This is a genomic window from Massilia cellulosiltytica, assembly GCF_047325105.1.
Taxonomy (GTDB): domain Bacteria; phylum Pseudomonadota; class Gammaproteobacteria; order Burkholderiales; family Burkholderiaceae_D; genus Telluria; species Telluria orientalis.
Genome location: NZ_CP168562.1, coordinates 1031433 through 1056345 on the forward strand (window position 1 = coordinate 1031433; position 24913 = coordinate 1056345).

At 66.6% G+C, this 24913-nt stretch carries 23 protein-coding genes; 9 read left to right on the forward strand and 14 right to left on the reverse strand.

From position 1 onward, the window contains the following. Nucleotides 1-21 precede the first annotated feature (21 nt). The 5 genes from ACEN9H_RS04590 to ACEN9H_RS04610 form a co-directional block, all read right to left on the reverse strand. Complete coding sequence (locus tag ACEN9H_RS04590) at nucleotides 22-1467, reverse strand: flagellin (RefSeq protein ID WP_413673910.1); 1446 nt, start codon at nucleotides 1465-1467, stop codon at nucleotides 22-24. Between the two features lie 250 nt (nucleotides 1468-1717). Next, complete coding sequence (locus ACEN9H_RS04595) at nucleotides 1718-3295, reverse strand: GGDEF domain-containing protein (protein ID WP_413673911.1); 1578 nt, start codon at nucleotides 3293-3295, stop codon at nucleotides 1718-1720. A 121-nt stretch (nucleotides 3296-3416) separates the two neighbouring features. Further along, nucleotides 3417-4064, reverse strand: a complete 648-nt coding sequence (locus ACEN9H_RS04600; RefSeq protein WP_371767761.1) for a response regulator — start codon at nucleotides 4062-4064, stop codon at nucleotides 3417-3419. Further along, nucleotides 4061-5539: a histidine kinase gene (locus tag ACEN9H_RS04605; protein WP_413673912.1), complete on the reverse strand. Its 1479-nt coding sequence runs from the start codon at nucleotides 5537-5539 to the stop codon at nucleotides 4061-4063. The genes ACEN9H_RS04600 and ACEN9H_RS04605 overlap by 4 nt, the downstream gene beginning before the upstream one ends. A gap of 7 nt (nucleotides 5540-5546) precedes the next feature. Then, nucleotides 5547-6158 (reverse strand): hypothetical protein, encoded by a 612-nt coding sequence (locus ACEN9H_RS04610; protein ID WP_413673913.1) that lies wholly within the window; start codon nucleotides 6156-6158, stop codon nucleotides 5547-5549. Between the two features lie 72 nt (nucleotides 6159-6230). Here ACEN9H_RS04610 and greB point away from each other — a divergent pair, with 72 nt between their 5' ends. Beyond that, complete coding sequence (gene greB / locus ACEN9H_RS04615; protein ID WP_056136321.1) at nucleotides 6231-6797, forward strand: transcription elongation factor GreB; 567 nt, start codon at nucleotides 6231-6233, stop codon at nucleotides 6795-6797. A 76-nt stretch (nucleotides 6798-6873) separates the two neighbouring features. Beyond that, the gene (locus ACEN9H_RS04620) at nucleotides 6874-7479 is read left to right on the forward strand and encodes a biliverdin-producing heme oxygenase (RefSeq protein WP_413673914.1); all 606 of its coding nucleotides are present in this window, start codon (nucleotides 6874-6876) and stop codon (nucleotides 7477-7479) included. A gap of 13 nt (nucleotides 7480-7492) precedes the next feature. On the opposite strand, the gene ACEN9H_RS04625 is transcribed toward ACEN9H_RS04620, so the two are convergent. Further along, the gene (locus ACEN9H_RS04625) at nucleotides 7493-8242 is read right to left on the reverse strand and encodes a hypothetical protein (protein ID WP_413673915.1); all 750 of its coding nucleotides are present in this window, start codon (nucleotides 8240-8242) and stop codon (nucleotides 7493-7495) included. Between the two features lie 273 nt (nucleotides 8243-8515). Here ACEN9H_RS04625 and ACEN9H_RS04630 point away from each other — a divergent pair, with 273 nt between their 5' ends. Genes ACEN9H_RS04630 through ACEN9H_RS04645 form a run of 4 tightly spaced genes read left to right on the forward strand, consistent with a single transcriptional unit; the run spans nucleotide 8516 to nucleotide 12513 of the window. Further along, nucleotides 8516-9532, forward strand: a complete 1017-nt coding sequence (locus ACEN9H_RS04630; RefSeq protein ID WP_413673916.1) for an SGNH/GDSL hydrolase family protein — start codon at nucleotides 8516-8518, stop codon at nucleotides 9530-9532. 9 nt (nucleotides 9533-9541) lie between these two features. Then, nucleotides 9542-11398, forward strand: coding sequence for a carbamoyltransferase (locus tag ACEN9H_RS04635; RefSeq protein ID WP_413673917.1), 1857 nt, complete (start codon nucleotides 9542-9544; stop codon nucleotides 11396-11398). Further along, the gene (locus ACEN9H_RS04640; protein ID WP_156403715.1) at nucleotides 11385-11753 is read left to right on the forward strand and encodes a hypothetical protein; all 369 of its coding nucleotides are present in this window, start codon (nucleotides 11385-11387) and stop codon (nucleotides 11751-11753) included. Before ACEN9H_RS04635 ends, ACEN9H_RS04640 begins: the two co-directional genes overlap by 14 nt. Nucleotides 11754-11763: 10 nt before the next feature. Next, complete coding sequence (locus ACEN9H_RS04645) at nucleotides 11764-12513, forward strand: hypothetical protein (protein WP_413673918.1); 750 nt, start codon at nucleotides 11764-11766, stop codon at nucleotides 12511-12513. 29 nt (nucleotides 12514-12542) lie between these two features. Here ACEN9H_RS04645 and ACEN9H_RS04650 read toward each other — a convergent pair whose 3' ends face one another. The 4 genes from ACEN9H_RS04650 to ACEN9H_RS04665 form a co-directional block, all read right to left on the reverse strand. Next, nucleotides 12543-14789 (reverse strand): RelA/SpoT family protein, encoded by a 2247-nt coding sequence (locus tag ACEN9H_RS04650; RefSeq protein WP_056136332.1) that lies wholly within the window; start codon nucleotides 14787-14789, stop codon nucleotides 12543-12545. Nucleotides 14790-14877: 88 nt separating this feature from the next. Beyond that, a complete protein-coding gene (gene rpoZ / locus ACEN9H_RS04655; RefSeq protein ID WP_005665923.1) occupies nucleotides 14878-15081 on the reverse strand; it encodes a DNA-directed RNA polymerase subunit omega in 204 nt (67 codons plus the stop codon). Nucleotides 15082-15245: 164 nt separating this feature from the next. Next, nucleotides 15246-15881: a guanylate kinase gene (gmk, locus tag ACEN9H_RS04660; protein ID WP_413673919.1), complete on the reverse strand. Its 636-nt coding sequence runs from the start codon at nucleotides 15879-15881 to the stop codon at nucleotides 15246-15248. Nucleotides 15882-15978: 97 nt separating this feature from the next. After that, complete coding sequence (locus ACEN9H_RS04665) at nucleotides 15979-16866, reverse strand: YicC/YloC family endoribonuclease (protein WP_413383363.1); 888 nt, start codon at nucleotides 16864-16866, stop codon at nucleotides 15979-15981. A 164-nt stretch (nucleotides 16867-17030) separates the two neighbouring features. Between ACEN9H_RS04665 and ACEN9H_RS04670 the strand changes: the two genes are divergently transcribed. The 3 genes from ACEN9H_RS04670 to rph are packed head-to-tail and all read left to right on the forward strand — an operon-like array spanning nucleotide 17031 to nucleotide 19720. Continuing rightward, a complete protein-coding gene (locus ACEN9H_RS04670) occupies nucleotides 17031-18017 on the forward strand; it encodes a serine/threonine protein kinase (protein WP_413673920.1) in 987 nt (328 codons plus the stop codon). Between the two features lie 9 nt (nucleotides 18018-18026). Then, on the forward strand, nucleotides 18027-18956 hold the full coding sequence (locus tag ACEN9H_RS04675; RefSeq protein WP_413673921.1) for a PP2C family protein-serine/threonine phosphatase: 930 nt from the start codon (nucleotides 18027-18029) through the stop codon (nucleotides 18954-18956). A 29-nt stretch (nucleotides 18957-18985) separates the two neighbouring features. Beyond that, nucleotides 18986-19720, forward strand: a complete 735-nt coding sequence (rph, locus tag ACEN9H_RS04680; protein ID WP_160410201.1) for a ribonuclease PH — start codon at nucleotides 18986-18988, stop codon at nucleotides 19718-19720. Between the two features lie 105 nt (nucleotides 19721-19825). Here rph and ACEN9H_RS04685 read toward each other — a convergent pair whose 3' ends face one another. Genes ACEN9H_RS04685 through ACEN9H_RS04700 form a run of 4 tightly spaced genes read right to left on the reverse strand, consistent with a single transcriptional unit; the run spans nucleotide 19826 to nucleotide 24707 of the window. Next, on the reverse strand, nucleotides 19826-20374 hold the full coding sequence (locus ACEN9H_RS04685; RefSeq protein ID WP_056136343.1) for a DUF4337 domain-containing protein: 549 nt from the start codon (nucleotides 20372-20374) through the stop codon (nucleotides 19826-19828). A 1-nt stretch (nucleotide 20375) separates the two neighbouring features. Next, nucleotides 20376-21674, reverse strand: a complete 1299-nt coding sequence (locus tag ACEN9H_RS04690) for a nitrate/sulfonate/bicarbonate ABC transporter ATP-binding protein (RefSeq protein WP_413673922.1) — start codon at nucleotides 21672-21674, stop codon at nucleotides 20376-20378. A gap of 14 nt (nucleotides 21675-21688) precedes the next feature. Further along, nucleotides 21689-23416 (reverse strand): ABC transporter permease, encoded by a 1728-nt coding sequence (locus tag ACEN9H_RS04695; RefSeq protein WP_413673923.1) that lies wholly within the window; start codon nucleotides 23414-23416, stop codon nucleotides 21689-21691. 10 nt (nucleotides 23417-23426) lie between these two features. Further along, nucleotides 23427-24707, reverse strand: a complete 1281-nt coding sequence (locus ACEN9H_RS04700; protein WP_413673924.1) for a carbohydrate porin — start codon at nucleotides 24705-24707, stop codon at nucleotides 23427-23429. Nucleotides 24708-24913 lie beyond the last annotated feature (206 nt).

Sequence of the window (24913 nt, forward strand, 5' to 3'; positions counted from 1 at the left end):
TTGGTGGCTTATTGCGACTGATTAGCCACGCAGCAGCGACAGGACACCGTTCGGCAGCGAGTTTGCCTGGGCCAGCATCGAGGTGCCGGCCTGCTGCAGGATCTGGCCGCGGGTCATGTTCGCGGTTTCCGAAGCGAAGTCGGTGTCGACGATACGGCTGCGCGATGCCGACAGGTTCTCGGTCGACGACTGCAGGTTCGAAATCGCCGAGCTGAAGCGCGACTGCAGTGCGCCGAGCTGGGCGCGCTGGTCGTTGACCTTGGCCAGGGCGGCATCGGCGATCTTGATTGCCTGCTGGGCGTTGGCGAAGCTGCCGACGTCGATATCCGACACTTTTTTCAGATTCGACGAGGTTGCCAGACCAAAGCCGCTGGTGTCGGTGGCCGAGAAGCTTTCGCTCGAGTCGAGCGTGATCGTGCCCTTGGCGATGCTCGGCGTGCCGACGGTCGCCGACACTGCGGCGAACGTACCCGCGGCGCCCGCGCCGTCGTAGGCGGCGATCTTGCCGTCCGCAGCCGTGTCCAGTTCGGTCAGCTTGATATCGTTGCCGCTGGCGTTGGTCAGCTTCAGACCTTTGGCGTCCGCATCGTACGATGCCGTCACACCCGTCTTTGCACTCTGCGCGTTGAACGCGCTGATTGCCGCCGCGTAGTCGTCCGCCGTGCCGGTGCCGGAGCCGATCTTGAATGCCACGCTGATGTCGGTCGAATTGTCGGACCCCAGCGCCAGCGTGTAGGCGACGCCAGCCGTGCCCTGGAACCCCACGCTGGTGGTTGCAGTCGCGGTCACGCCGGAATCGGCGGACTTGTTGTTGATGGCGGCAGCCGCATCCTTGGCGGTGCTGTTCGCGGAGATGTCGACCTTTGCCGTGCCCTGGCTGCCGTTGATGACCATTGCGGCCGTACCGCCGACGATCGCGCCGGTATCGATCTGGCCGTCGGTGGTCGTCGTGTTATTGCCATAGACGGACGTGCTGAAATTCGAACCGGTCATCGAGATCAGCTGGTTGGCGTTGGCGCCGACCTGGAAGTTGGCGGTGCCCATCGAGCCGTCCAGCAGCTTGGTGCCGTTGAATTCGGTGGTGCTGGCGATGCGGTTCAGTTCCGAGGTGAGCTGCGACACTTCGGTCTGCAGGGCTTTACGGTCGCTGGCCGAGTTCGAGGAGTTCGAGGATTGCACGGCCAGTTCGCGGATACGCTGCAGCATGTCGCCCGAGCTCGACAGGGCGCCTTCGGCCGTCTGGGCCATCGACACGCCGTCGTTCGCGTTGCGGGTTGCCTGGTTCATGCCACGGATCTGCGAATTCATACGGTCCGAAATTGCCAGACCGGCGGCGTCGTCTTTTGCGCTGTTGATGCGCAGGCCCGACGACAGGCGCTGGATCGAGGTGTTGAGCGAAGATTGCGAGGTGGACAGGTTACGCTGAGCGTTCAGGGATGCAACGTTGGTATTGATAACGGACGACATGGTGTCTCTCCAGACTTGGTCTTGCAGGGCGTGGCGACGTGCCACTCAGAATCACTTTGGTCTGTCACGCTGTTCTGTGACATTCAAACCGCTGTTGATGCAGGTAACGGTGCTCTACGGAAAAAGTTTAGAGGGCGAGAGCGAAAAAAATCGAAATTTTTGTGTCGCCGCCGGAAGCGGGCCTGCCTTGGCGGCGACGAATTCGGGAACTTTAGGGCGAAAAAAAATTATTTTTCCGTGGCCGGGCTTGTCAGTCAGCCACCACGACGCGGTTCTTGCCGCTCTGCTTGGCCTGGTACATGGCCTTGTCCGCGCGCGCCATCAGGCTGGCCTGCTCCTCGTTCGGATGGCGCAAGGCCACGCCGCACGAGAACGTGATCAGCATCTTCTCGTTTTCGTGCAGGAAGAAATGCCTCGTCAGCTCGCGCTGCACGCGCACCATCGCTGCCGATGCCGCTTCGACATTCGTTTCTGGCAACAGGATGAGGAATTCCTCGCCGCCGAAGCGGGCGATCACGTCCATCGAGCGCAAGGTGTCCCGCACGACCTTCACGAGGTGGCGCAGGGCGTTGTCGCCCGCGAGGTGGCCATAGGTGTCGTTGAGCTTCTTGAAATTGTCCAGGTCGAGCAGGGCCACGCACAGCGGCGTGCCGCGGCGGTCGGCGCGGGCGCTTTCGCGCTCGAACACGTCGTCCAGGCCGCGCCGGTTGAGGCTGCCCGTCAACTGGTCCTCGCGCACCAGTTCGCTCATGTGCTGCAGCTTCGCTTCCAGATCCTTGATGCGCGCCTCCGCTTCCTGCACCTCCTGGTGCGCGGCCAGCATGCGGTCGCGCGAGGCCATCGCCTCGGCCTGCACGATCTTCGTTTCGCGCAGCACTTCTTCCAGCACCACGTTGAGTTCCTCGATATTCCCGGCACCGCGGATGCGCTCGGAAAAGCCGCCGATCTTTTCGTGGAAATCTCCCGTCGACGCCGCCACGGAACCGAGACGGTCGATGAACGTCATCATCATGTTCTTGACGGTCGCCTTGACGTCCGCGATGCCGTGCTTCAGCTGCCCCTGCTTGTAGATGACGTCCTTCAGGCTGCGCGTGGCGTCTTCCAGCGCGCGATGGTCGAGCGGACCGGCGATCAGGTCCTGCACGGCGGCGATCTGGCCGCGCATCCAGCTGTCGTCGTCCAGCAGTTCGGATACGTTTTCCAGCAGCAGTTTAAAGAGGCGCAGCAGCAGTTCCTGCTGTTCGGCCGTGTCGCCGCTCTTCAGCTCGATCTGGTAGCACAAGTCCTTCAGGCGCCCCGCGATTTCCTGCAGCGCTTCCTCGCTGTGCGCGACCTTGACGGCGGCGCCCAGCGATTCCGCTTCGCCCGACAGGTTCGGGGTGCCCGCCAGCAGCGACGCGACGGCGAACGTCAGCGTGCGGCTGAGCAGGTCGCGCAGCAGCTTCGCTTCGCCGTTCTCCACGCCCAGCGACATCGCGGGGTGCGTGTGGCGGCGCAGGTGTTTCTCGGCCAGCTGAGACAGCGTGCGTGCATAGCCGTCCCAGTCGCGCTGCTTGACGGCGCGGTTGAAGCGGGCGCCGAACTCGGCCAGTTCGCCGGGCGTGTCGGCCAGCTTGTGCGCGAAGCCGGACAGCACGTGTTCCGCGCCCGGGTCCGCGGGAGGGGCTGGAGGCGGCAGGACGTCGACGCCGGCGATCTCGTTATAGATCTCGCGATAGGCGTCCGGCGTCGGCGCGATGCGCCGCGTGGCGAGCCGGCGGAACGCTTCGCGTGCGATTTCCGCAGGGTTCAGACCGGGAACCCCCGGCGGGCGTGGTGGACTGGACATTTTGGACGTTGCAATATGGAATTCTTATTGTCGCCATGGTAAGCCGCTGCCAAAAAATCAAATCGCAGATCAGACGCGGAATTACCACTCTTTCTCACCGACTGTATTGACAAAGCACAATTCAGTCAATGAGCTGGTTGCGGATGGCGTAGTGGGTCAGTTCGGCACTGGTCTTGAGTTTCATCTTGGCCAGCAGGCGCGAGCGGTACTCGCTGACCGTCTTCACCGACAGCGAGAGTTCGCGCGCGATCTCGCTGACGGTCTTGCCGGAGGCGATCATGGTGAGGGTCTGGTATTCGCGGTCGGACAGCGCTTCGTGCACGGGCGCTTCGTGGTTCTCGCCCAGCTGGGCCGCCAGCACCTGGGCCAGCTGGGCGCTGACGTAGCGCTGGCCGCCCGCCACCTGGCGGATCGCGTTGACGAGTTCCTTCGGCGCGCTCTGCTTGGTCAGATACCCGGCCGCGCCCGCCTTCAGCGAGCGTATCGCGTACTGGTCTTCGCGGTGCATGGACAGCATCAGCACGGCCAGGTCCGGCTGTTCGCTCTTGATCTGCTTGAGCACTTCGATGCCGTTGCGGTCGGGCAGGGAGATGTCGAGCAGCACCACGTTGCAGCGCGATTTGCGGAACAGCTTGACGGCGTCGAGGCCGGTCTCGGCTTCGCCCGCGACAACGATGTCGCGCTGTTCGGCGAGGATTTGTTTCAGGCCTTCGCGCACGATGGCGTGGTCGTCTGCAATAAAAACGCGGATGCTGGCTTTTTCTGTCATGCTCGGGTGGTTTCGCTGCGTCCGGCCGCGGGGGCGGCCAGCCTGATCTTGACGACGACCATCGTGCCGCCTCCAGGGGCCTGCGACAGGGTGAGCGTGCCGCCCAGCGCCCGGGCGCGCTCGCTCATGCCGCGCAGGCCGAACGACTGGGGCTTGAGACGGTCGGCGGGCGTGATGCCGCGGCCATTATCGCAGATGCCGAGCGTCAGGTGCTGGCGCTGGCGGCGCAGGCTGACCGTCACGCGCGTGGCGCCCGCGTGTTTCGCGATATTCGTCAGCGCTTCCTGGAAGATGCGGAACAGCGCGGCCGCCTGGTCCGGATCGAGGTCGATTTCCTTGTCGGCGCTGCGGAACACGCAGGCGATGCCCATCTGCTTTTCGAATTCGCGTGCCTGCCATTCGAGCGCGGCGACGAGGCCCAGGTCGAGCGTGCTGGGACGCAGGTCCAGCGAGATGCGGTGCACGGCCTCGATCGTGCGGTCGACGAGGTCGTCCAGGTAATCCGCCTTGTCGCGCAGGGCAGGATCGTCCGGCAGGCGCGCCGCGAGCATCGACAGCGCCATCTTGATCGCCGTGAGATTGCCGCCCAGGTCGTCGTGGATCTCGCGCGCGATGCGGGCCCGTTCCTGTTCCTTGACCTGCTGGATGTGGTCCGTCAGCTCGGCCAGCCGCGCGCGCGACCGCCGGGTTTCTTCCTGCTCCAGCTTGCTCGCGGTGACGTTCGTCATGATGCCGTCCCACTGGACACCGCCTCCAATCAGCGGCAAGGGCGTCGCGCGCAGGCTGATCCATTTGACGTCGTTCCACGCCTCCACGCAGATGCGGCCTTCCCAGTTCCACGCGGCCAGCGCCGTCCTCGACGCCTCCATCGCGTCCTGGTAACCCTTGCGGTCCTCCGGCAGGATCAGGCGCAAGAAGCGCCCGGGATCCTGTTGCAGTTCCGACACCGACAGGCCCAGCAGCGCCGTGCACCCCTCGCTCAAATACGGGTAGGCCATCGTGCCGTCCGCATGCAGCACGAACTGGTAGACGAGCCCGGGCGTGTGGTTGACGACGGCATTGAAGCGCGCCTGGTATTGCTCGAGCGCCATGCCGGCCGCCAGTTCCAGCGACAGGTCGTCGCCGATCGCGAGGATCAGCGACCGGCCGTCGCGCACGATGCGCAGGAAGCACAGCCTGATCGGATACGTGGTCCCGTCGGCGCGGCGATGGCGTGTGCGCAGGCTGACCTGGTCGCCGATCTCCTGGCCCAGCGAGCCGATGAGGGCAACGAGTTCGTCGCGGTCGAGCTGGGGCGCCAGGTCGAGCGGCGTCATGCCGCACAAGGTCTTGAGCTCATGGCCGAGGTTGCGGCGCGCGGCCTGGTTGACGTCGACGAGGCGCAGCGTGTCGGCGTCGAACAGATAGATTTCCGTGGTGGACGCCTGCATTGCGGGCGCGAGGGCGGGGGCATGGGTGAAGGTGTCCGGGCTCATGGTCATGTCATCGGTCTGTCGGTTGGCGCCGGCGCGCACGCCATTGGACCACGAACCGGCGCAGCACCCGCACGAGGCGGCTGGCATGGCGGCCGCTCGCGTCGGCCGGCCTTGCGCGCAGCCGGCGCAGCAGGCGCCGGTAGCCCACCCGCAGGCCGCGCGCCGCCCGGCTGGCCAGATGGCAGGCGTGGCTCGTGCGCCAGTAGTCGAGGCAGCGGGTCTTGGCGCCCATGAACCAGCCGTGGCAGCGCGCGAACCAGCCGACCGCCAGCAAGGTCGGCAAGGTCAGCACATAGATCCGCGCCACGACGGCCGCGCCGCCCACCTTCGCCACCACGATGGTCGTGATGCCGGACAACGCGTGGCCATGCGCGATGGCGAGCAGGGCCAGCAGCTTGACCGGAAACAGCAGCAGGCCGGGCAGCACGAAGGCGCACAGCGCGGCATACGGCGGCAGGGTGCGCACGCGCGCTTCCAGCGCCGCCAGCGCGGGCCAGCGCGCGAGCGCCCGCGCGAGGCGCATGCCGAGATCCCAGCACCATTCCTCGACGAGCAACACCACGGCCGCCAGGTACACCAGCGGCGCGAACATCCGGCTGCGTGGAAGGGCTCGTGTCATGGTCTCATGATACGGGAAAACGCGAACGGCACAGGGGCGCGCGCGTGTTGTCGAAGGCGCTACAATAGACGCATGAACAAGGCATTTGTAAAAGAGTCCGATAACGACGACGATGACGAAGCCCTGGCGCTCGCCCAGGCGATACCCGCCGGGTCCAAGAATTACATCACCCCGGCCGGCCACAAGGCCATCAAGGACGAGCTGCTGCAGCTGATCGACGTCGACCGTCCGGAAGTCGTGCGCGTCGTGCACTGGGCCGCGTCCAATGGCGACCGCTCGGAAAACGGCGACTACATCTACGGCAAGCGCCGCCTGCGCGAAATCGACCGGCGCATCCGCTTCCTCACCAAGCGCCTGGATTCCGCCTTCGTCGTGGATCCGTCCGTCCACTACGGCAACGACCAGGTGTTCTTCGGCGCCACCGTCACCTACGTCAACAAGGCGGGCGAGGAGCATGCGGTCACCATCGTCGGCATCGACGAACTGGACCCGCTGAAAGGCAAGATCAGCTGGGTCTCGCCTGTGGCGCGCGCGCTGACGAAGGCGCGTGAAGGCGACGTCGTCACATTGCATACGCCGCAAGGCAATGACGAACTGGAAATCCTGAGCGTCGAGTATCCGGAGCCGGTCGCGGACTGATCCGGCTGGCGGCGCGGGGCGCGCGGCGCGACGGTGCCGTGGCTGATAAGATGGCGGTTTCTGCTTCCCGCATCCCATGAACCGTTCCACCGACGTTGCGTCCGAAGCCGATCCGCTGAGCGCCCTGCGCGCGGCCACCGCCACCCGCCACGCGGCGCTCGACGCCGGCCTGCCGATTGGGGCGCCCGACGCCTCCCTGCACGACTACACCGCCCACCTGGCCCTGCTGCGGACCTGGCTCGCGCCCCTGCACGCCTGGCTGGCCGGATTCGCGGATGGCCCGCCATTCGAACACGCAACACGGCTGGCCCGGATCGACGCCGATCTCGCCGAGGCGGGGCATGCGTTGTCGACCACGCCGGCCGGCACCGGCACGGATGCCGCCGCCTGGCCGGCAACGGCCAGCCTCGCCTACCGCTGGGGTGTGCACTACGTCATCGAAGGCTCGCAACTGGGCGGTGCCGTGTTGTACGAGCGCCTGCGCGAACGCCTGGCGCCGCACGGGCTGCGCTACCTGAAGGGCGACGACGCCGGCCCCGGCCCCCGCTGGCGCGTCTTCATGCAGGCACTGCGCGCCGGCGTGCGTACGCCGGGCGAGATCGCGGACGCCTGTGCCGGCGCGTGCGCGGCCTTCGACCGGATACTCGAACTCCGGGTCGATCCGCGTACCGGCGCCCCCTGAGCGGGGCGGCCGCTCATTCGATGGCTTCGGCCAGCCGCAGCATCCACGCCTTACCGTGGTCCTTGCCGCCGTCGGCGAGCACGTCCTGTGCCACGCTCAGCGTGAAGACCTTGGCATCCGTGAACCAGCGCAGCTCGGAGACGACCTGGCCCGTCGGCGCGCGCCGGATCGCGAACTGGGCCGGACAGCGGGCAGTGCCGTGCCGCACGGAGGCATTCATCAGCTCGCGCACGCCGAGGACGCCGCCGCCTTCGGCCACGTAGGCCCACTCGTGCAGCATGACGAGCACACCGTCGGGACGCCGGTACACGCGCTTCACGCTGCTCCACGGGCCGTCCTGGCCCGGCCCCTTGGGCACCACGCCCGCCAGTGTGTAGCCGGCGAGATCGCTGGCCGTGACATCCGCAGGCGGCACTGTCGCATGCGCAATGAAGCGAGCCAGCGCGCCCTCCAGCGGCAACGCCCGCCCATCGGCGCTTTCCAGGTCATGCGCTTCCTCGGACGTCATGTCGCCGTAAAGTACGCCGTCGCCCGCGCTCAGACGCCTCATTTCATCGTCGACCGTGCGCCGTAATGGCGGCGGCAGCGATGCCAGATCGACCAACTTGGCTTTTCCGGGTTCAATTTGCGGTACGGGATCGGCCGCGTCCGCTTTTTTATGAATATCCGCGCCGGCGTGAACGGTCAATAAAAAATAGCCGATCAGAAAAACCATCAGGTATCGGATCAATAACGCACTGTGTTCAGCGATCGGTGGCCGCATGCTCATTTCCGTTTCCAATAATAATTTTTCAAATCGAAACGTCTTTTTCCGCGCCTCTGTACGATGGTTCGGTCGAGTGAATATGCGGGATCGCGTCCTGTTCCGGTTTGTGCCACGCCAATAGTGTGTGTTTGGTTTCCGGGGTTAAATAATTCCTAGAAATTAATATGTCGATAGAAAGTAAATACATAGAATCCGGAAAGTTGAGGTTGCATAAAAATCCTCGTATTTAAATAACGCATCATTATTTCGACCGGAAAAGAAAATGAGGAAATGATGAGGCAACTTTACGAATATCACCCTGTCGTCGGCTATCGCTACATTCCCCGTCTGCGGGTGCGGATCCCGCATGAAGGCGGCGGATATCTCATCCAGGTCAACGAACAGGGATTCCGTGCCGACCGGCCCTTCGCGCGGGCACGTACGCCCGGGCACCGGCGGGTCCTCGTGTTCGGCGATTCGTTCACGGCGGGCGATGCCGTGCCCAACCGCCAGCGCTATACCGAGCTGCTGGAAGCGCGGCTGCCCGACGCCGGCACGCCGCCCGTCGAGGTCTACAACTTCGGCCTGTCGTCGACGGGGACCGACCAGCAATACCTCATCTGGCGCGAATTCGCCCGCGACATCGAGCACGACCTCGTCGTGATCGCCGTCTTCGTCGAAAACATCCGGCGCATCGCCGCACAATTCCGCCCGCACCACGACGAGCACGGCGTCGAGCGCCTGTATGCCAAGCCGTATTTCCGGATCGAGAACGGCACGTTGCAGTTGTGCCAGGTGCCGCCGCGGCGCGAACCGTACGAGGAACACGAGCTGGACGCCGCGCAGGCCGCCGCCGTGGACCACGGAGGACGCTTCCTCGTGCTGCGCAAGATGGTCACGAAGCTGGGCATGCGCGACATGGTCCAGCACCTCACGCAATACCAGCCGCTGCCGCACTACGACTCGCCCGCCAGCCCGGCCTGGCGCCTGATGCGCGCGATCCTGACGCAGTGGATCCGGGCGCTCGACCGGCCCGTGCTCCTGATGCCGCTGCCGTTGCCGCAGCACCTCGACGAGACGTGCGATGCCGCGCCTTACCAGGCCCGCTTCGCGGAACTGGCCGCCGACCTCGGCTGCCGCCTGCACGACCCGCTGCCCGACCTGCTGCGCATCGCGCCCGCCACGCGGCGCCGGCTGCGCTGGGACAAGGACATCCATTTCACGCCGGCCGGCCACGACGCGCTCGCGCGTTCGCTCCAGCCCGTCATCGCGGACATGCTGGGCGCAGGCCTGGCCCGCGCCAGCTGAGGAGGCGACATGGGCAACACCATCCTGGGCATCGCCGGCTATTACCATGACGCGGCGGCGGCGCTGGTGCACGACGGCGAGATCGTCGCGGCCGCGCAGGAAGAGCGTTTCACGCGCCGCAAGCACGACCCGTCTTTTCCCGTCAACGCCATCAATTACTGTCTCGAAGAAGGCTTCGTCGATGCGGCCGACCTCGATGCGATCGTCTTCTACGACAATCCGCTGCTGACGTTCGACCGCGTCGTGCAGAACGCCTGCGCCGGCGCCCGGCACGGCGATGCCGCGCGCGACCTGTTCGTCCAGGCCGCGGGCGCGGTATTGGGCGACAAGATCTGGGTGAACGAGCACGTGCGCCAGACGCTCGGCACGCTCGGGCGCGCCGGCCGCGTGCTGTTCGCCGAGCACCACATGGCACACGCCGCCAGTGCCTTCTATCCGTCGCCGTTCGACAGCGCCGCCGTGCTCACGATCGACGGCGTCGGCGAATGGGCCACGACCACCCTCGGCATGGGCCACGGCCGCAAACTGGAACTGTTCGCCGAGATCGACTACCCGCATTCGCTGGGACTGCTGTACAGCGCGTTCACGAGCTTCTGCGGCTTCAAGGTCAATTCCGGCGAGTACAAGCTGATGGGGCTGGCACCTTACGGCCGGCCGCGCTACGCCGGCCGGATCCGCGAACACCTGATCGACGTCCGGACCGACGGCTCGTACCGGCTCGATATGGCTTGCTTCGGCTGGCTGGACGGCATGGCGATGCCCGGTCCGCGCTTCGCCGACCTGTTCGACGGCCCGGCGCGCCAGCCCGAGACGCCGATCACGCGGCGCGAGATGGACCTCGCGGCCAGCATCCAGCAGGTGACCGAGGAGATCGTGCTCAGGACGGCGCGCCATCTGCGCCGCCTGAGCGGGGAACGCAACCTCGTGCTGGCGGGCGGCGTGGCGCTGAACTGCGTCGCCAACGGCAAGCTGGCCGCGGCCGGCATCTTCGACGACATCTGGATCCAGCCGGCCGCCGGCGATGCGGGCGGCGCGCTCGGCGCGGCCCTGCTGGCGCACCACATGGCGTTCGAGGCCCCGCGCCGGCGCACGGACGGAGCCGGCGACGCCCAGCGCGGCAGCTACCTCGGGCCCCGCTATTCGAGCGAGGAAATCCTCGCCTTCCTCGACCGCAAGGGCTATCCGTACCGGCGCATCGAGAACCGCGCGGAGCGCCTGGCCCTCGTCGCGGAGGCGCTGGCGGCGGGCAGGATCGTCGGCTGGCTGTCGGGGCGGATGGAATTCGGGCCGCGCGCGCTGGGCGCCCGCTCGATCCTCGGCGACCCGCGCAACCCACGCACGCAGGCGACGATGAACCTGAAAATCAAGTTCCGCGAATCGTTCCGCCCGTTCGCCCCGGCCGTGCTGCGCGAGCGCTGCGCCGAGTACTTCGACTTCGACGGCGACAGTCCGTACATGCTGATGGTGGCGCCGGTGAACGCGACGCGCCGCCGGCCGATGGAGATGCAGGCATTCGAGGCGGGCGACGACGACATGATGGCGGTCATCAACCAGCCGCGCAGCGACGTCCCGGCCGTCACGCACGTCGATTACTCGGCCCGCATCCAGACCGTCGACGAGGACAGTCATCCTGAATTCCGTGCGCTGATCGAAGCGTTCGAACGGCTGACGGGCTGTCCGCTGCTCGTGAACACGTCGTTCAACGTGCGCGGCGAGCCGATCGTCTGCAGTCCGCAGGATGCCTACCGTTGCTTCATGCGCACGGAGATGGACGTGCTGGTGCTGGAAGACGTCGTGTTGTGGCGCCGCGAGCAGCCGCCGTTGCCGGACGACGAAGACTGGAGGAAAACCTATGAGCTCGATTGATGACAAGGCACTGCGAGCGGGGTTGCGTACCCTTGCGGCCCCGCTGTTCGATGCCTTGACCGCCCACTGCGCGCCCGGCCAGGCACCGTTCCCGCTGGGCCCGAATCCGCGCCTCGCCAGCTATTACACGCAGCGCACGCACACGACGATGGACTTCGACGATTTCCTCGCGCCGTCATGCCTGGACGCCGATGGATTCGGCGCGCGCCTCGCGGCGCACTGGCGCGCGCACGGGCACCCCGAGCTCGCCGCGCACGCGCCGCAGGTGGCCGAGGCCGCGCGGGCCCTGCACGCGCTGTACGTGGCGGCGCGGCCGCAGGCGGAGCTGTCGCCCTATGTCTACCAGATGTTCTGAGTAGCGGCGCATGGGCAACCTCGATGTGGACATGGCGGCCGTGGCGCTGGCACAAGCGCTGCCGCCAGGCTTTATCGCCGTGCCGGCCACCACGCTGCCCGGCGGCGTCGAGGTCCCGGCTTTCGCCGTGGCGCGCTGGCTGGCGGCGTGCGGACCGGATGGACAGGTGGTGCTGAGCGCGACGCTGCCGCCTTGGGTGCGGATCGGCTACCACGCGGCGCGCCTGGCCTGTGCGCTCGCCGGCTTCGAATTGCTGACGGAACGGCAGGCGCTCGCCATCGCCCACGATATCGCCGGCCAGGCCGTCAACTGGACGGGCGGCGCCGTCGGCGACGGCCGGCTGTTCCAGGGATTGCACCTGGGCCGCCGCCACGGCCCCCAGGCGGCTTGCCTGGCATCGCCCGATCCGCTCGAGCGGCGCTGGTTCGTGCTGTCGAACGGGGAGCGCATCGTTGATGCGGCGGGCAACGCGTTCAGCTGGGTGTTCGACGACGTGCAGGGCAACGCGGAAGGCATCGTCGCGCGCACGTTCCTGACAGGCTCGCCCACCCTGGCGACGGCGCCCGGCGCGCCGATGCAGCAGGGGATGGGCTGGTGGCCGCGGGCGGGCCGCAGCTGGTGGGGCAGGGCGCTGGCGCGCGGCGGCAGCTGGTCGTCGCAGGAGGGCGCGGGGATCTTTACCGTCGTCGACGAGCGGCCGCAGGCGGAGCGGGCGTACGTCGGGTTCCGGTGTACGCTGCCTTTGGGGCGGGGTATGTGAGGCCGGTGGCCTCGCATACGAGCGCGGAATTATGCCCGCTCGCGCTCCACGCGGTTGACGCCGGCCACGCGGCGCAGGTTGCGGATCAGGTGCGCCAGGTGCACGCGATCCTTGACCTGGATCGTGAAGCGCAGCTGGGTCAGCATGTGTTCGTCGTCCTCGTCCATGCCGACATACGTGATGTTGGCGTCGGACTCGCCGATCTCGGCGGCGACGCGGGCGAGAATGCCCTTTTCGTTGTTGATCAGCAGGCGGATGCGGCAGTCGAAGCGGCGGTTCAGTTCGCTGCCCCACTGGACCGGGATCCAGCGGTCCGGTTCCTTCAGGCGCAGGCGGTTCGCCTGCGAGCAGTCGGCCGTGTGCACGACCAGGCCCTGGTCGCGGCGCAGCTGGCCGATGATGTGGTCGCCCGGGATCGGCTGGCAGCACGGCGCCAGCTGCACGGCCACGCCTTCGCTGCCGTAGATCGTCACCGGATCCAGCTCGGCGCCATGGCTCGGTTGCGCGGGGACGGACGCGACGTCGCCGCCCAGCAGGCTCACGATGTGGCGCGCCACGAGTGCGGGCATGCGCTTGCCGATGCCGATGTCGGCGTAGACCTCGTCCATCGACTTGGCCGACGACTCCGCCAGCAGGCGTTCGATCATCGAAGGCAGAAGTTCGGTCTTGATGCCCAACTGGCCCAGCGCCTGGCCCAGCAGTTCCTGGCCCAGTTCGACGGATTCGTTCAGGTTGATGGTGCGCAGGTGATGGCGGATCGCCGAACGCGCCTTGCCCGTGCGGACAAAGCTCAGCCACGTCGGGCTGGGGCGCGAGTCGGGATCGGTCTCGATCTCGACGATGTCGCCGTTGTGCAGTTCCGTGCGCAGCGATGCCGGTTCGTGGTTGATCTTCACGCCCACGGTGTGGTCGCCGATGCCGGTGTGGATGCTGTAGGCGAAGTCCAGCGGCGTCGCGCCGCGCGGCAAGGCGATGATCTTCGACTTCGGCGTGAACACGTAGACCGAGTCCGGGAACAGGTCGACCTTCACGTGCTCGAGGAATTCGGCGGAGTCGCCGGTCTGCTGCTGGATGTCGAGCAGCGACTGCAGCCACGCGTGCGTGCGCTGCTGCAGGTCCGTCATGTTCTGGTCGCCCGTCTTGTACAGCCAGTGCGCGGCCACGCCGGATTCCGCCGTGCGGTGCATTTCCTGGGTGCGGATCTGGAATTCGACCGGGGTGCCGTACGGGCCGATCAGGGTGGTGTGCAGCGACTGGTAGCCATTGATCTTGCGGATCGCGATGTAGTCCTTGAACTTGCCGGGCATGGGCTTGTACAGCGCATGCAGGGAGCCGAGCGCTACGTAACAGTTCGGGACCGTGTCGACGACGACGCGGAAGCCGTACACGTCCAGCACCTGCGAGAACGACAGGTGCTTGTTGCGCATCTTTTTATAGATGCCGAACAGGGTCTTTTCGCGGCCGTAGACTTCGGCCGGCAGGCCGGCGGCGGACAGCTGGTTCTTGACGGCGTCGAGGATCTTCTTGACCACTTCGCGGCGGTTGCCGCGCGCGGCCTTGATCGCCTTCGACAGCGTGCGGTAGCGCAGCGGGTACAGGTGCGAGAACGAAAGATCCTGCAGTTCGCGGTAGATGTCGTTCAGGCCGAGACGGTGCGCGATCGGGACGTAGACTTCCATCGTCTCGCCCGCGATGCGGCGTTTCTTGGCCGGCGCCATCACGCCCAGCGTCCGCATGTTGTGCAGGCGGTCGGCGAGCTTGATCAGGATGACGCGCACATCCGACGCCATCGCCAGCAGCATCTTGCGGAAGTTTTCGGCCTGCGCTTCGACGACGCTCTGGAACTCGATCTTTTCCAGCTTCGACAGGCCGTCGACGAGGTCGGCGACCTGCGGACCGAAGCGCTCCAGCAGTTCCTCTTTCTTGACGTCCTGGTCCTCGATCACGTCGTGCAGCAGCGCGGCCATGATCGCCTGGGCGTCCAGCTTCCAGTCGGCGCAGATCTCGGCCACGGCGATCGGGTGCGAGATGTACGGCTCGCCCGACTTGCGGACCTGGCCGAGGTGCATCTCGTCCGAGAAGCGGTAGGCTTCCTTGACGCGCTTGAGTTCGACGGGGGTGAGGTATTCGGCGAGCTTGCCGGCGAGGTGCGTGATCGACGCGACGCCAGGAGCGGGCGCCGGTTCGGCTTCCTGCGGTTTGTTGGCGGGCCGGCCGGGCCGGCTCGCCTTGTTGTTGGTGCCCGAGTGGAGGGAGTCCGGTGACGATAAGCTCATACGTTATGACAATCAGCCGCAGTATGGAAACAGCATAACAGAATCACGGACTGACTCATGGACCACATAGGCTCAGGCACCGCCCGACTTACATCGGGACTTTTTTCAGCATTTCCAGACCAACCTTGCCGGCGGCGATTTCACGCAGCGCGACGACGGTCGGCTTGTCCTTGGCTTCGACTTTCGGGGTGTGGCCTTGCAGCAGCTGGCGGGCGCGATAAGTCGCGGCCAGGGTCAGCTGGAAACGGTTCGGGACGTTTTTCAGGCAATCTTCGATGGTGATGCGGGCCATGTGGTGCTCCTAATGATCAGGTAACGATTCGGGCAGGTTCAAAGCGACTTCGATGCGGCAGGCAATATGCGAATGTTCTGTCTAGTCAGTCGGGGTCAGAGCCCAAGCGCGAAAACCGGGCTCTGACCCCGAAAATCACGAAAACCGGGCTCTGACCCCGAAAATCAAGAAGAATGGATTCCCAACTGGGCAAAGAGCGAGGCGTTGCGGGCTGCCTGTTGGGCGAAGCGCGAACGTGTCGCTTTGACAATCGCCTGCAGCTCGGACAGGGCGACGTTGAACTCTTCGTTGATGATAGCATACTCGAACTCGGGAGCGTGAGCGATCTCGCCCCCCGCAGCCAGCAGGCGGCGCGTGATGATGTGCGGCTCGTCCGTGCCGCGCTTGTGCAGGCGCTCTTCCAGCGCCGCGATCGATGGCGGCAGGATGAAGATGCCGGCCGCGTCCGGAAACTGCTTCTTCACCTGGCGCGCGCCCTGCCAGTCGATTTCCAGCAGGATGTCGATGCCCGTCTTCATTTCCTGTTCCACCGTCAGGCGGCTCGTGCCGTAGTAATTGCCATGCACCTCGGCCCATTCCAGGAATTCGCCGCGGTCGGCGCGGGCGACGAAATCCTCGGCGGTGGTGAAGTGGTATTCGCGGCCGTCCTGTTCGCCCGGACGCGGCGGGCGCGTCGTCGTCGAGATCGACAGCTTGATGCCCGGTTCCTGAGCCAGCAGCGCATTGACCAGGGTCGACTTGCCGGCGCCGGACGGGGCGGCGACGACGAACAGGCTGCCGGAGAAAGCGTTGGTGAGCATGGTGGGTTCCTTTGTTACGTGTTAATTCGATGGTAATGCATAGAACGCGTGACGGGTCACCCCGGCCACGCGTTCACCACGACCCGATCGGTCGCGCTTATTCCAGATTTTGAACCTGTTCCCGCATCTGCTCAATGAGCAGCTTGAGCTCCATCGATGCATCGGCCAGCTCCTTGACGGAAGCCTTGGCGCCCAGCGTATTCGCTTCGCGGTTCAGTTCCTGCATCATGAAGTCGAGGCGCTTGCCGACCTGGCCGCCCTTCTTGAGGATGTGGCGGGTTTCGTTCAGGTGGGCCGTCAGGCGCGACAGTTCTTCCGAGACGTCGATGCGGATGCCGTACAAAGTGACTTCCTGGCGAATCCGTTCGAAGACTTCCTGGCGCGTGAGCACTTGCGGGTTGCCGTGGCCGGCCAGGCCCAGCGCGTCCTGCATGCGCTCGATGGCTTTTTGCTGGAACTGGGCGATGACCTGCGGGATCAGCGGGGTAATGCGTTTGACGATGGCTTCCATCGCCTCGATGCGCGAGACCAGCATCGCTTCCAGCGCCGCGCCTTCGCGCTTGCGGCTGTCGACGAAGGCGGCGATCGTCTTCGCCGCGAGTGCGGCGACGTCGGCCTGCAGCGATTCCTGGCCGATCTGCGCTTCCTCGATCACGCCCGGCCAGCGCAGCAGTTCCGCGACCGTCATCAGCGGGGCGGACACGAAGTGGCGCGTGACCTCGGTCTGCAGCCGCGCGAGGTCGGCCAGCAGCGTCTGGTTCAGGGCCTGGGAGCCGGTCGTGGCCTTGCGGCCGAACGACAGCCGCACCTCGACCTTGCCGCGCGTGATGGCCGCCATGATGGCGGAGCGCAGGTCCGGCTCCAGCGCGCGCAGCTCGTCGTTGATGCGGAACTGGAGGTCGAGAAAGCGCGAGTTGACGCTCTTGATCTCGATCGTCAGGGTGCCGGCAGCGCCTTCGCTTGTGGCGACCGCATAACCTGTCATGCTAGAAATGCTCAATGGAGTCCCCGATTTCCGGAATCTGCTTCGCCGGCCGCAGCGCGGTGCGGGTGGCGCCGCGCGCTGTGGTTTTGCGAGATTCCCTTATTCTTTACAAAGCGGTGATTTATCCACACAATCGCCGTGTTTAGCAAGGAATACTTTCCCAAATGGCTGCCCAGAATAATGCTCCCCTGCCCGATGGGCTGGAAATTGGCGGATATCGCATTGTAAAGAAAATTGCGTCCGGCGGGTTCAGTATTGTTTATCTTGCATATGATGCCGACGGCAACGCCGTGGCGATCAAGGAATACCTGCCCAGCGCCCTGGCGCTGCGGGCTCCCGGTGAGCTGGCGCCCACGATCCCGAAGGCGAACCTGCCCGTTTTCCGCATCGGCCTGAAATGCTTTTTCGAAGAGGGAAGGGCGCTGGCGCGCATCGTCCATCCGAACGTCGTGCGGGTGTTAAATTTTTTCCGCGCCAACGACACGGTCTATATGGTGATGGCCTACGAATCGGGCCACTCGCTGCAGGAAGTCGCCGCGCGCATCCATGCGAAAGGCAGCCGCGCCGGCGAACCGTTCATCCGCCAGGTCTTCAACGGCGTCTGCGCGGGCCTGCGCGACGTCCACGCGAACAAGCTGCTGCACCTGGACCTCAAGCCGGCCAATATCTACCTGCGCACGGACGGCTCGCCCATGCTGCTCGACTTCGGCGCCGCGCGCCAGACCATCCACACCGATGCGCCCACGCTGGCGCCCATGTACACGCCCGGCTTCGCGGCGCCCGAGCTGTACGCGAAAGGCAGCGCGCTGGGGCCGTGGACGGACATCTACAGCATCGGCGCCGCCATGTTCGCGTGCATGGCGGGCGCGCCGCCGCAGCCGGCCGACCAGCGCCGCGCGGCCGACACGATGGGCGGGCAGATCGCGATGCTCGAAGGCGCGTACACGCCGGGCCTCGTGGCGATGGTGAAGGCGTGCCTCGCGCTCGATCCGCTGGCGCGGCCGCAGAGCGTGTTCGCCGTGCAGAAGGTGCTGCAGGCGGGCCTTCCTGCGACGCCGGCGGGGCTGCCGCCCGAGACCGACGATGCGGCGCCGGCCTCCGGCTGGCGCGGCCTCGTCGAACGCATCGGCTTCGGCCGCGGACGCGCCTGAGGATAAACCATGCAATTTTCCGTCTACCAGCAAAGCCACATCGGCGGCCGCAAACTCAACCAGGACCGCATGGGCTATCTGTACACGCGCGACGCGCTGCTGCTCGTGCTGGCGGACGGCATGGGCGGCCATTTGCGCGGCGAGGTCGCGGCCACGATCGCCCTGCAAAGCATCGCCACGCGCTTCAAGGCGCAGGCGACGCCGTACGTGCGCAAGCCCGAGCGCTTCCTGCAGGAGGCCTTGCAGCAGGCGCACGAGGACATCCTGCGCTACACGCGCGAGAAGGCGATGCCGGACAGCCCGCGCACGACGATCGTCGCCTGCCTCGTGCAGCACAACAGCGCCGTCTGGGCCCATTGCGGCGATTCGCGCCTGTACTGGCTGCGCCGCGGCCAGGTCCTCGGGCGCACGCGCGACCATTCGCACATCGAGTACCTGATCGCGAAAGGGCAGGCCGACGCGAGCGAGCGCACCACGCACCCGGACCGCAACAAGCTGTACAACTGCCTGGGCGCGTCGACGCCGCCGAAGGTCGAGCTGTCGCGCGCGGCCAGCCTGGAGCCGGGCGATATCCTGCTGCTGTGCTCCGACGGCCTGTGGTCGATGCTGCCCGACACCGAGATCGCGCACCGCCTGTCCGCGCAGCCGATCACGCAGGCCGTGCCGGAGATGATCGCGATGGCCACCGCCATCGCCGGCAGCCGCGGCGACAACACGACGGCGCTCGCCATCCAGTGGCAGGGCGCAGGGACGCCGGCCGCCGCGGGCGACCCGAGCGTCGTCTCGACGCAGATGGTGCCCGACGGCGAAGTCACGAGCCGCATCGATGCGCCTGCCGCGGCTCCCGCACCGGACGACCCGTTCGACGAGGACGACATCGAGAAGGCCATCGCCGAGATCCGCGATGCCATCGAGAAGTCGTCGCAAATATTGAAGTAAATTGAAACAATCAACCACGAAGGACATCCATGACCCAAACCCTCCGCCCCAGCGGCCGTGCCGTCGACCAGCTGCGCGCCATCCGCATCACCCGCCAGTACACGAAGCACGCCGAAGGTTCCGTGCTGATCGAATGCGGCGACACGAAGGTGATCTGCACCGCCAGCATCGAGGAAAAAGTGCCGGGCTTCCTGAAGGGCAAAGGGCAGGGCTGGCTGACCGCGGAATACGGCATGCTGCCGCGCTCCACGCACACGCGCATGGACCGCGAGGCGGCGCGCGGCAAGCAGTCCGGCCGCACGCAGGAAATCCAGCGCCTGATCGGCCGCTCGCTGCGCGCCGCGTTCGACCTGGAAGCGTTCGGCGAACGCACGCTGCACCTGGATTGCGACGTGATCCAGGCCGACGGCGGCACGCGCACGGCGTCGATCACGGGCGCGATGGTGGCGGCCTATGACGCGTTCTCGAAGCTCGTGACGGCGGGCCTGGTGCCGGCCGTGCCGGTCAAGCATTTCGTCGCCGCGATCTCGGTGGGCGTCGTGGGCGGCGTGCCCGTGCTGGACCTGGACTACATCGAGGATTCGGGCTGCGACACCGACATGAACGTCGTGATGACGGAGGCCGGGCATTTCGTCGAAGTGCAGGGCACGGCCGAGGGCGAGGCGTTCGACCGGGCGGGGATGAACCGTCTGCTCGACCTGGCGGAGCAGGGGATCCGCGAGCTGGTCACCCTGCAGAAGCGGGCGCTCGGACTGACTGCGTGAACCGTCGCCCCCGCGGAGGCGGGGGGCCAATTTTGCATGCGTTACCGCGACGCGGGCAAACTTGGATCCCCGCCTTCGCGGGGATGACGTATTACCGTACGAGGCTTACGACAGTAGCCCGGTCAGCCAGCTCGGGTGAAACGGCAAGCCCGCCAACCCGGCCACGCCATAGAACACGCCGATCGCCGTCGGCACCAGCGCCGCGAGATACAGCCAGCGCTGGCGCGTCAGCGTCGTCACGGCCAGCAGCGACAGGGCCAGCGCCAGCGCCGCGTCGGACAGGTCGAACTGGTCGTCGCGGTAGTTCAGCGCGTCGTACGTGTCCTGGTCTTGCTTCGCCTGCGCCAGCACGTCGTTCTTCTTCTGCGCCTGGTCGTGTTCCAGCTTTTCCAGATCCGCGATCGCGGCCGTGTAGCCAGCCTGCTCGCCGGCCGGGCGGCCGGCGGCGGCCAGGCGCACCTGGAGCAGGGTCGTATGCGCCTGTTCCTGGCGCAGGTTGCGGGCCTGGTAGAAGGCCCAGTGGTCGATCTTGTCGGCCTGCGCCTGCTGCATCGCCTGCACGATGTTGTCGTCCTTGACCTTGCAGACGCCCATGAAGGACGCCAGCAAGGCCACGGTCAGTGCGACCTTGCGGTCGAGGGTGTCGGTTTCCATGTCACTCCTTCGCGTTCCCCGTGCCCGGCAGCTTCAGCCGGCCCGTGTGATAGTCATACTCATACAGCTCGCCGTAGCGGCCCCACTCGATCGCCACTTCCAGCATGCGCTTGGCCTGGTCCGCTTCGAGCGTGTCTTCCAGCAGGTCGATGAACGGATCTTCCGGCAGCGCGCCGCCCGTCTCGTCCTCCAGCTGGCGGCGGATGCGCGCGGCCAGCGGCACGTTTTTCAACAGCTGCTGGCCGAACAGCGTCTGGCGCAGCGCCTGGTCGGCCTGGGCATAGCGCAGGCCCAGTCCGGTCAGCGCGATGTCGCCGCGCTCGACGTGCGCGAGGCCCAGCAGGTTCAATGCCTCGTAGGTCGGGAACAGTTCCTCGTCCGGCAGCTCGGTGTCTTCCGACAGCTGCGGCAGGTCGGCGCGGCCGTCGTACGGGGCGCCCGCGAGCAGGTCCAGCACGCTCTCCATGCGGCCCACGTCCGTGTCCGGCAGGCGGTAGTCGATGGTGGCCGGGCGCGCCGTCGCGGGCGCGGCGGCGGGACGCATCGTCATCAGGCCATAGACCTCGTCGACGAGGGCGCGCACTTCCGGCGCGTCGGCATTGCGCGGGCGCGACAGGTCGATGCGGATCTCGTGGCGCACGCGGCCCGGATCGCTCGACAGGATGATGATGCGGTCCGCCATCATGACGGCTTCCTCGATGTTGTGCGACACGATCAGGATGCCGCGCGTGGGGATCCGTTTGCCATCCCACAGGTCGAGGATGTCGCCCCGCAGCGTCTCCCCCGTCAGCACGTCGAGCGCGGAGAAGGCTTCGTCCATCAGCAGCACGTCCGGGTGCGTGACGAGCGCGCGCGCGATGCCCACGCGCTGGCGCATGCCGCCCGACAGCTCGCGCGGCAGCGCGCTGCCGAAGCCGGAGAGGCCGATCAGGTCGAGCATCGCGTCCGCCCGCTCGCGCCGCGCGGCGGGAAGGACGCCCTGCGCTTCGAGCCCGAGCTCCACGTTCTGCTGCACCGTCAGCCAGGGGAACAGCGCGAACGATTGAAATACCATCGCGACGCCGGACAGCGGCCCGCGGATGGGACGTCCGCGGTATTCGACCTTGCCCGCGTCGGCCGGCACGAGGCCCGCCACGATGCGCAGCAGCGTGGATTTGCCGGAGCCGGATTTGCCCAGCAGCGCGACGATCTCGCCGTCCGCCAGCGTGAAGTCGACGCCTTCCAGCACGGTGCGCGGGGCGCCGTCGGCGCTGCGGAAGGCCTTTTTCACGGCCTGCAGTTCGATCAGTTTGTCGGTCATTTTCATACTCCCTATCAGCGGCTGCGGTCTTCGGCCAGCAGGTACAGCCGGCGCCAGAAGAAGCGGTTCAATAGCATGACGAATACGCACATCACCCCGATGCCGAGGGCGATGCGGTGGAAGTCGCCGGCGTCCGTCATCTGCTTGATGTAGCTGCCCAGGCCATCGGCCACGAGCGACGTCTTGCCCCACGTGACGTATTCCGCCACGATGCTCGCGTTCCACGAGCCGCCGCTCGCGGTGATTGCGCCCGTCACGAAGCTCGGGAACACGGCCGGCAGATACACGCGCTTCCATTTCAGCCAGCCCGTCAGACCGAGATTGTCGGCCGCGAGCCGCAGCTCGTTCGGCAGCGTGGAGGCGCCCGCGACCACGTTGAACAGGATGTACCACTGGGTGCCGAACACCATCAATGGGCTGAGCCAGACGTTCGGATTCAGGCGCAGGTGCACGAGCGCGTACACGACGAGCGGGAACATCAGGTTCACGGGGAACGCGGCGAGGAATTGCGCGAGCGCCTGCACGGCCTGCGCGTAGCGGGGACGCAGGCCGATCCACACGGCGACCGGCACCCACACGAGGGATGCGAGGCCGATCAGCAGCATCACCCGCACGAGCGTGATGCAGCCGAGGCCCACGACGCGCAGCGCTTCGCCCCAGCCGACCTCCGCGTGGATGAACAGGATGAAGCGCCATGCGCCCAGCAGCGCGAGCGCGAGGACGATGCGGTCGATCGTGCGCGCGGACAGCGTGAAGCGGGAAACGCGCGGTGCCGCGTCGACGGGTTCCGGCGTGCCGAACCAGCCGAGCGTGCGCGCGAGCGCCGCCCACATGCGGTCGGTGAGGGCGCGGATCCACACGCTGCGGCGGCCCCAGTCCAGCACCCACGATTGCTGCGCATATTCTCCCTGCGATTCCTCGAAGCGGAATTTGTCCGCCCACGCGAGCAGGGGACGGAAGAACAGCTGGTCGTACAGCAGGATGCCGGCGAACATGGCGGCGATGGCCCACGCGATGGCGCCGCCGTTCTTCTGTTCGATGGCGACGGCGATGTAGGCGCCGATGCCGGGCAGCTTGATGTCCTGGCCCGCCACCGAGATCGCCTCCGCGGCGACGAGGAAGAACCAGCCGCCGGACATCGACATCATCATGTTCCACAGCAGCGCCGGCAGCGCGTACGGCAGTTCCAGGCGCCAGAAGCGCTGCCACGGCGACAGCCGGAACACGCGCGCCGCTTCCGCCAGTTCGGGCGGGATCGTCTTCATCGACTGGTACAGGCTGAACGCCATATTCCACGCCTGCGACGTGAAAATCGCGAACACGGCGGCGCACTCGACACCCAGCAGGTTGCCGGGGAAGAGGGCGATGAACGGCGCGATGGCGATGGCCTGGAAGCCCAGGATCGGCACCGACTGCAGCACGTCCAGCAGCGGCACCATGATCTTTTCCGCGCTCTTCCAGCGCGTGGCGACGACGGCGAACGCGAACGTGAACAGCAGCGCGGCACCCAACGCGCTGAACATGCGCAGGATCGTGCGCAGCAGGTAGTATGGGAGGACCGCCGGATCGAGCGAGATCGGCGTCGGCTGGCCCAGTACGAACGGGCGCGCCATCTGCATCGCGCCGTACGCGGCCAGTGCCAGCACGACGAGGACGAGCGGCAGCAGCGCCCAGTCCCAGCGGTTCGGCGTGGTCGTGAGGAACGAGCGGCCGGTCCGGCCCGGGGTGAACAGTTCGAACATGATCGTCTCCTCAGTATTGCCCGTGCAGCCGTACGCCGGCCACGTTCACCGGACCGCGCGCGCCGTTGTAGGCCGGGTTGGCGATGCGCTGCCAGTCCAGCGACAGGGCGGCGTACCGGCCCAGGCCGATCTTGTAATACGTTTCCGTGATCTGCTCGGCGTGGTAGTCCAGCCGGCCGTCGCCGATGAAGGCGCCGATGCCGCCGGCCGCCAGGTAGTCGCGGTGCGCCTGCGAGAGGCCGTTGCGCACGGCGGCGATGCCCAGCGTATCGGCGCCGCGGACCTGCAGGGTGGCGCCCACGGACAGTGACCGTTCGATCTCGGCGAACGCATACGTTTCCGATTGCCCGTCGTTGCGGCTGGCGCGCGCGAACATGGCGGCACGCCCGGCCACTGCCTGGTCCAGGCTCAGGCCGAAGCCCGTCTTGCTGCGCTCGCGGCGTACGGCGCCGACATCCGGCGGCGCGGCTGCCGCCAGCGCGTCGCGGAACGATCCCATGCGGGCGCGGTCGCGGAAGGCCAGCACCCGCACGGTGCCCGGCTGGCCGAACCACGCATGATGGTGTTCCACCTCGACCTGGTCGCCGTAGTGCTCGAAGATGCGCGTGTCGAGCGGCAGGCCGTTCGATTCGGCGGGCAGCAGGAAGCGGCCCGCGCGGACGGCCCAGTCGCCATCGTAGTATTCCAGTGCCGCGCCCCATGTGTAGCCGCGCGCGTCGGCCGCGAAATCCCAGGCGCCGTGCGCGACGAGGGCCCAGTTCAGGAACTGGCTGCGGGCGTCGTGCGCCTGGCTGTTGGCGTCGAAAATGTCGGACACGGCCAGGTTGCCGGCCGTGAGCACGACGCGGCGGCTCGCCACGCTGCCTGCCAGCTGGTTCATGTCGGAGTCGACGGGTTGGGAATCTCCGCCCAGGTTCCACGTCTGGCGCAGGAACAGCCGGGCGCGATAGAAGGTCGGGCTCGTGCCGCTCGTCTTCTGCTCTTCGCCATTGGTCATGCCGCCCAGGCCGTGCAGGCTGGACATCGCCTTGCCCTGCACGACTTCCGGATCGAAGTAGAGCTCGGCACCCGCCCACGGACGGACGCCGAAGGCAGCGGAGGCGCTGAACGAATAGCCCGTCTCGCGCCACGGGGCAAGGCTGGCGGGGCCGGTGTAGGCGGCGTCGAAGGCGGGCTTAGCCTGCCACACGTACGTGGCCTGGACGTGCGCATTCCAGGCCTCGTCGGCACGGGCGATTGGCGCCGCGAGCGTCAAGCCCGCAGCAAAGTAAAACAGGGAACAACGAAACATCGGTATCTCCGTCGGTGAACGGCATACCTTTCATTCGCGCTTGGTGATTCGTGTGTCGTGGATACCATCATCCGCCCTGGGGCGAGATGACGGCAGGAGGAAGGACCTGCGTTATCTTGCCGGGGCGGGACCGGCATTCAGCCGGCAACAACTGCCACTCGAACAAGTGCCCATGAAAGGGACTCCATGAAATGAAAACGGTCGGA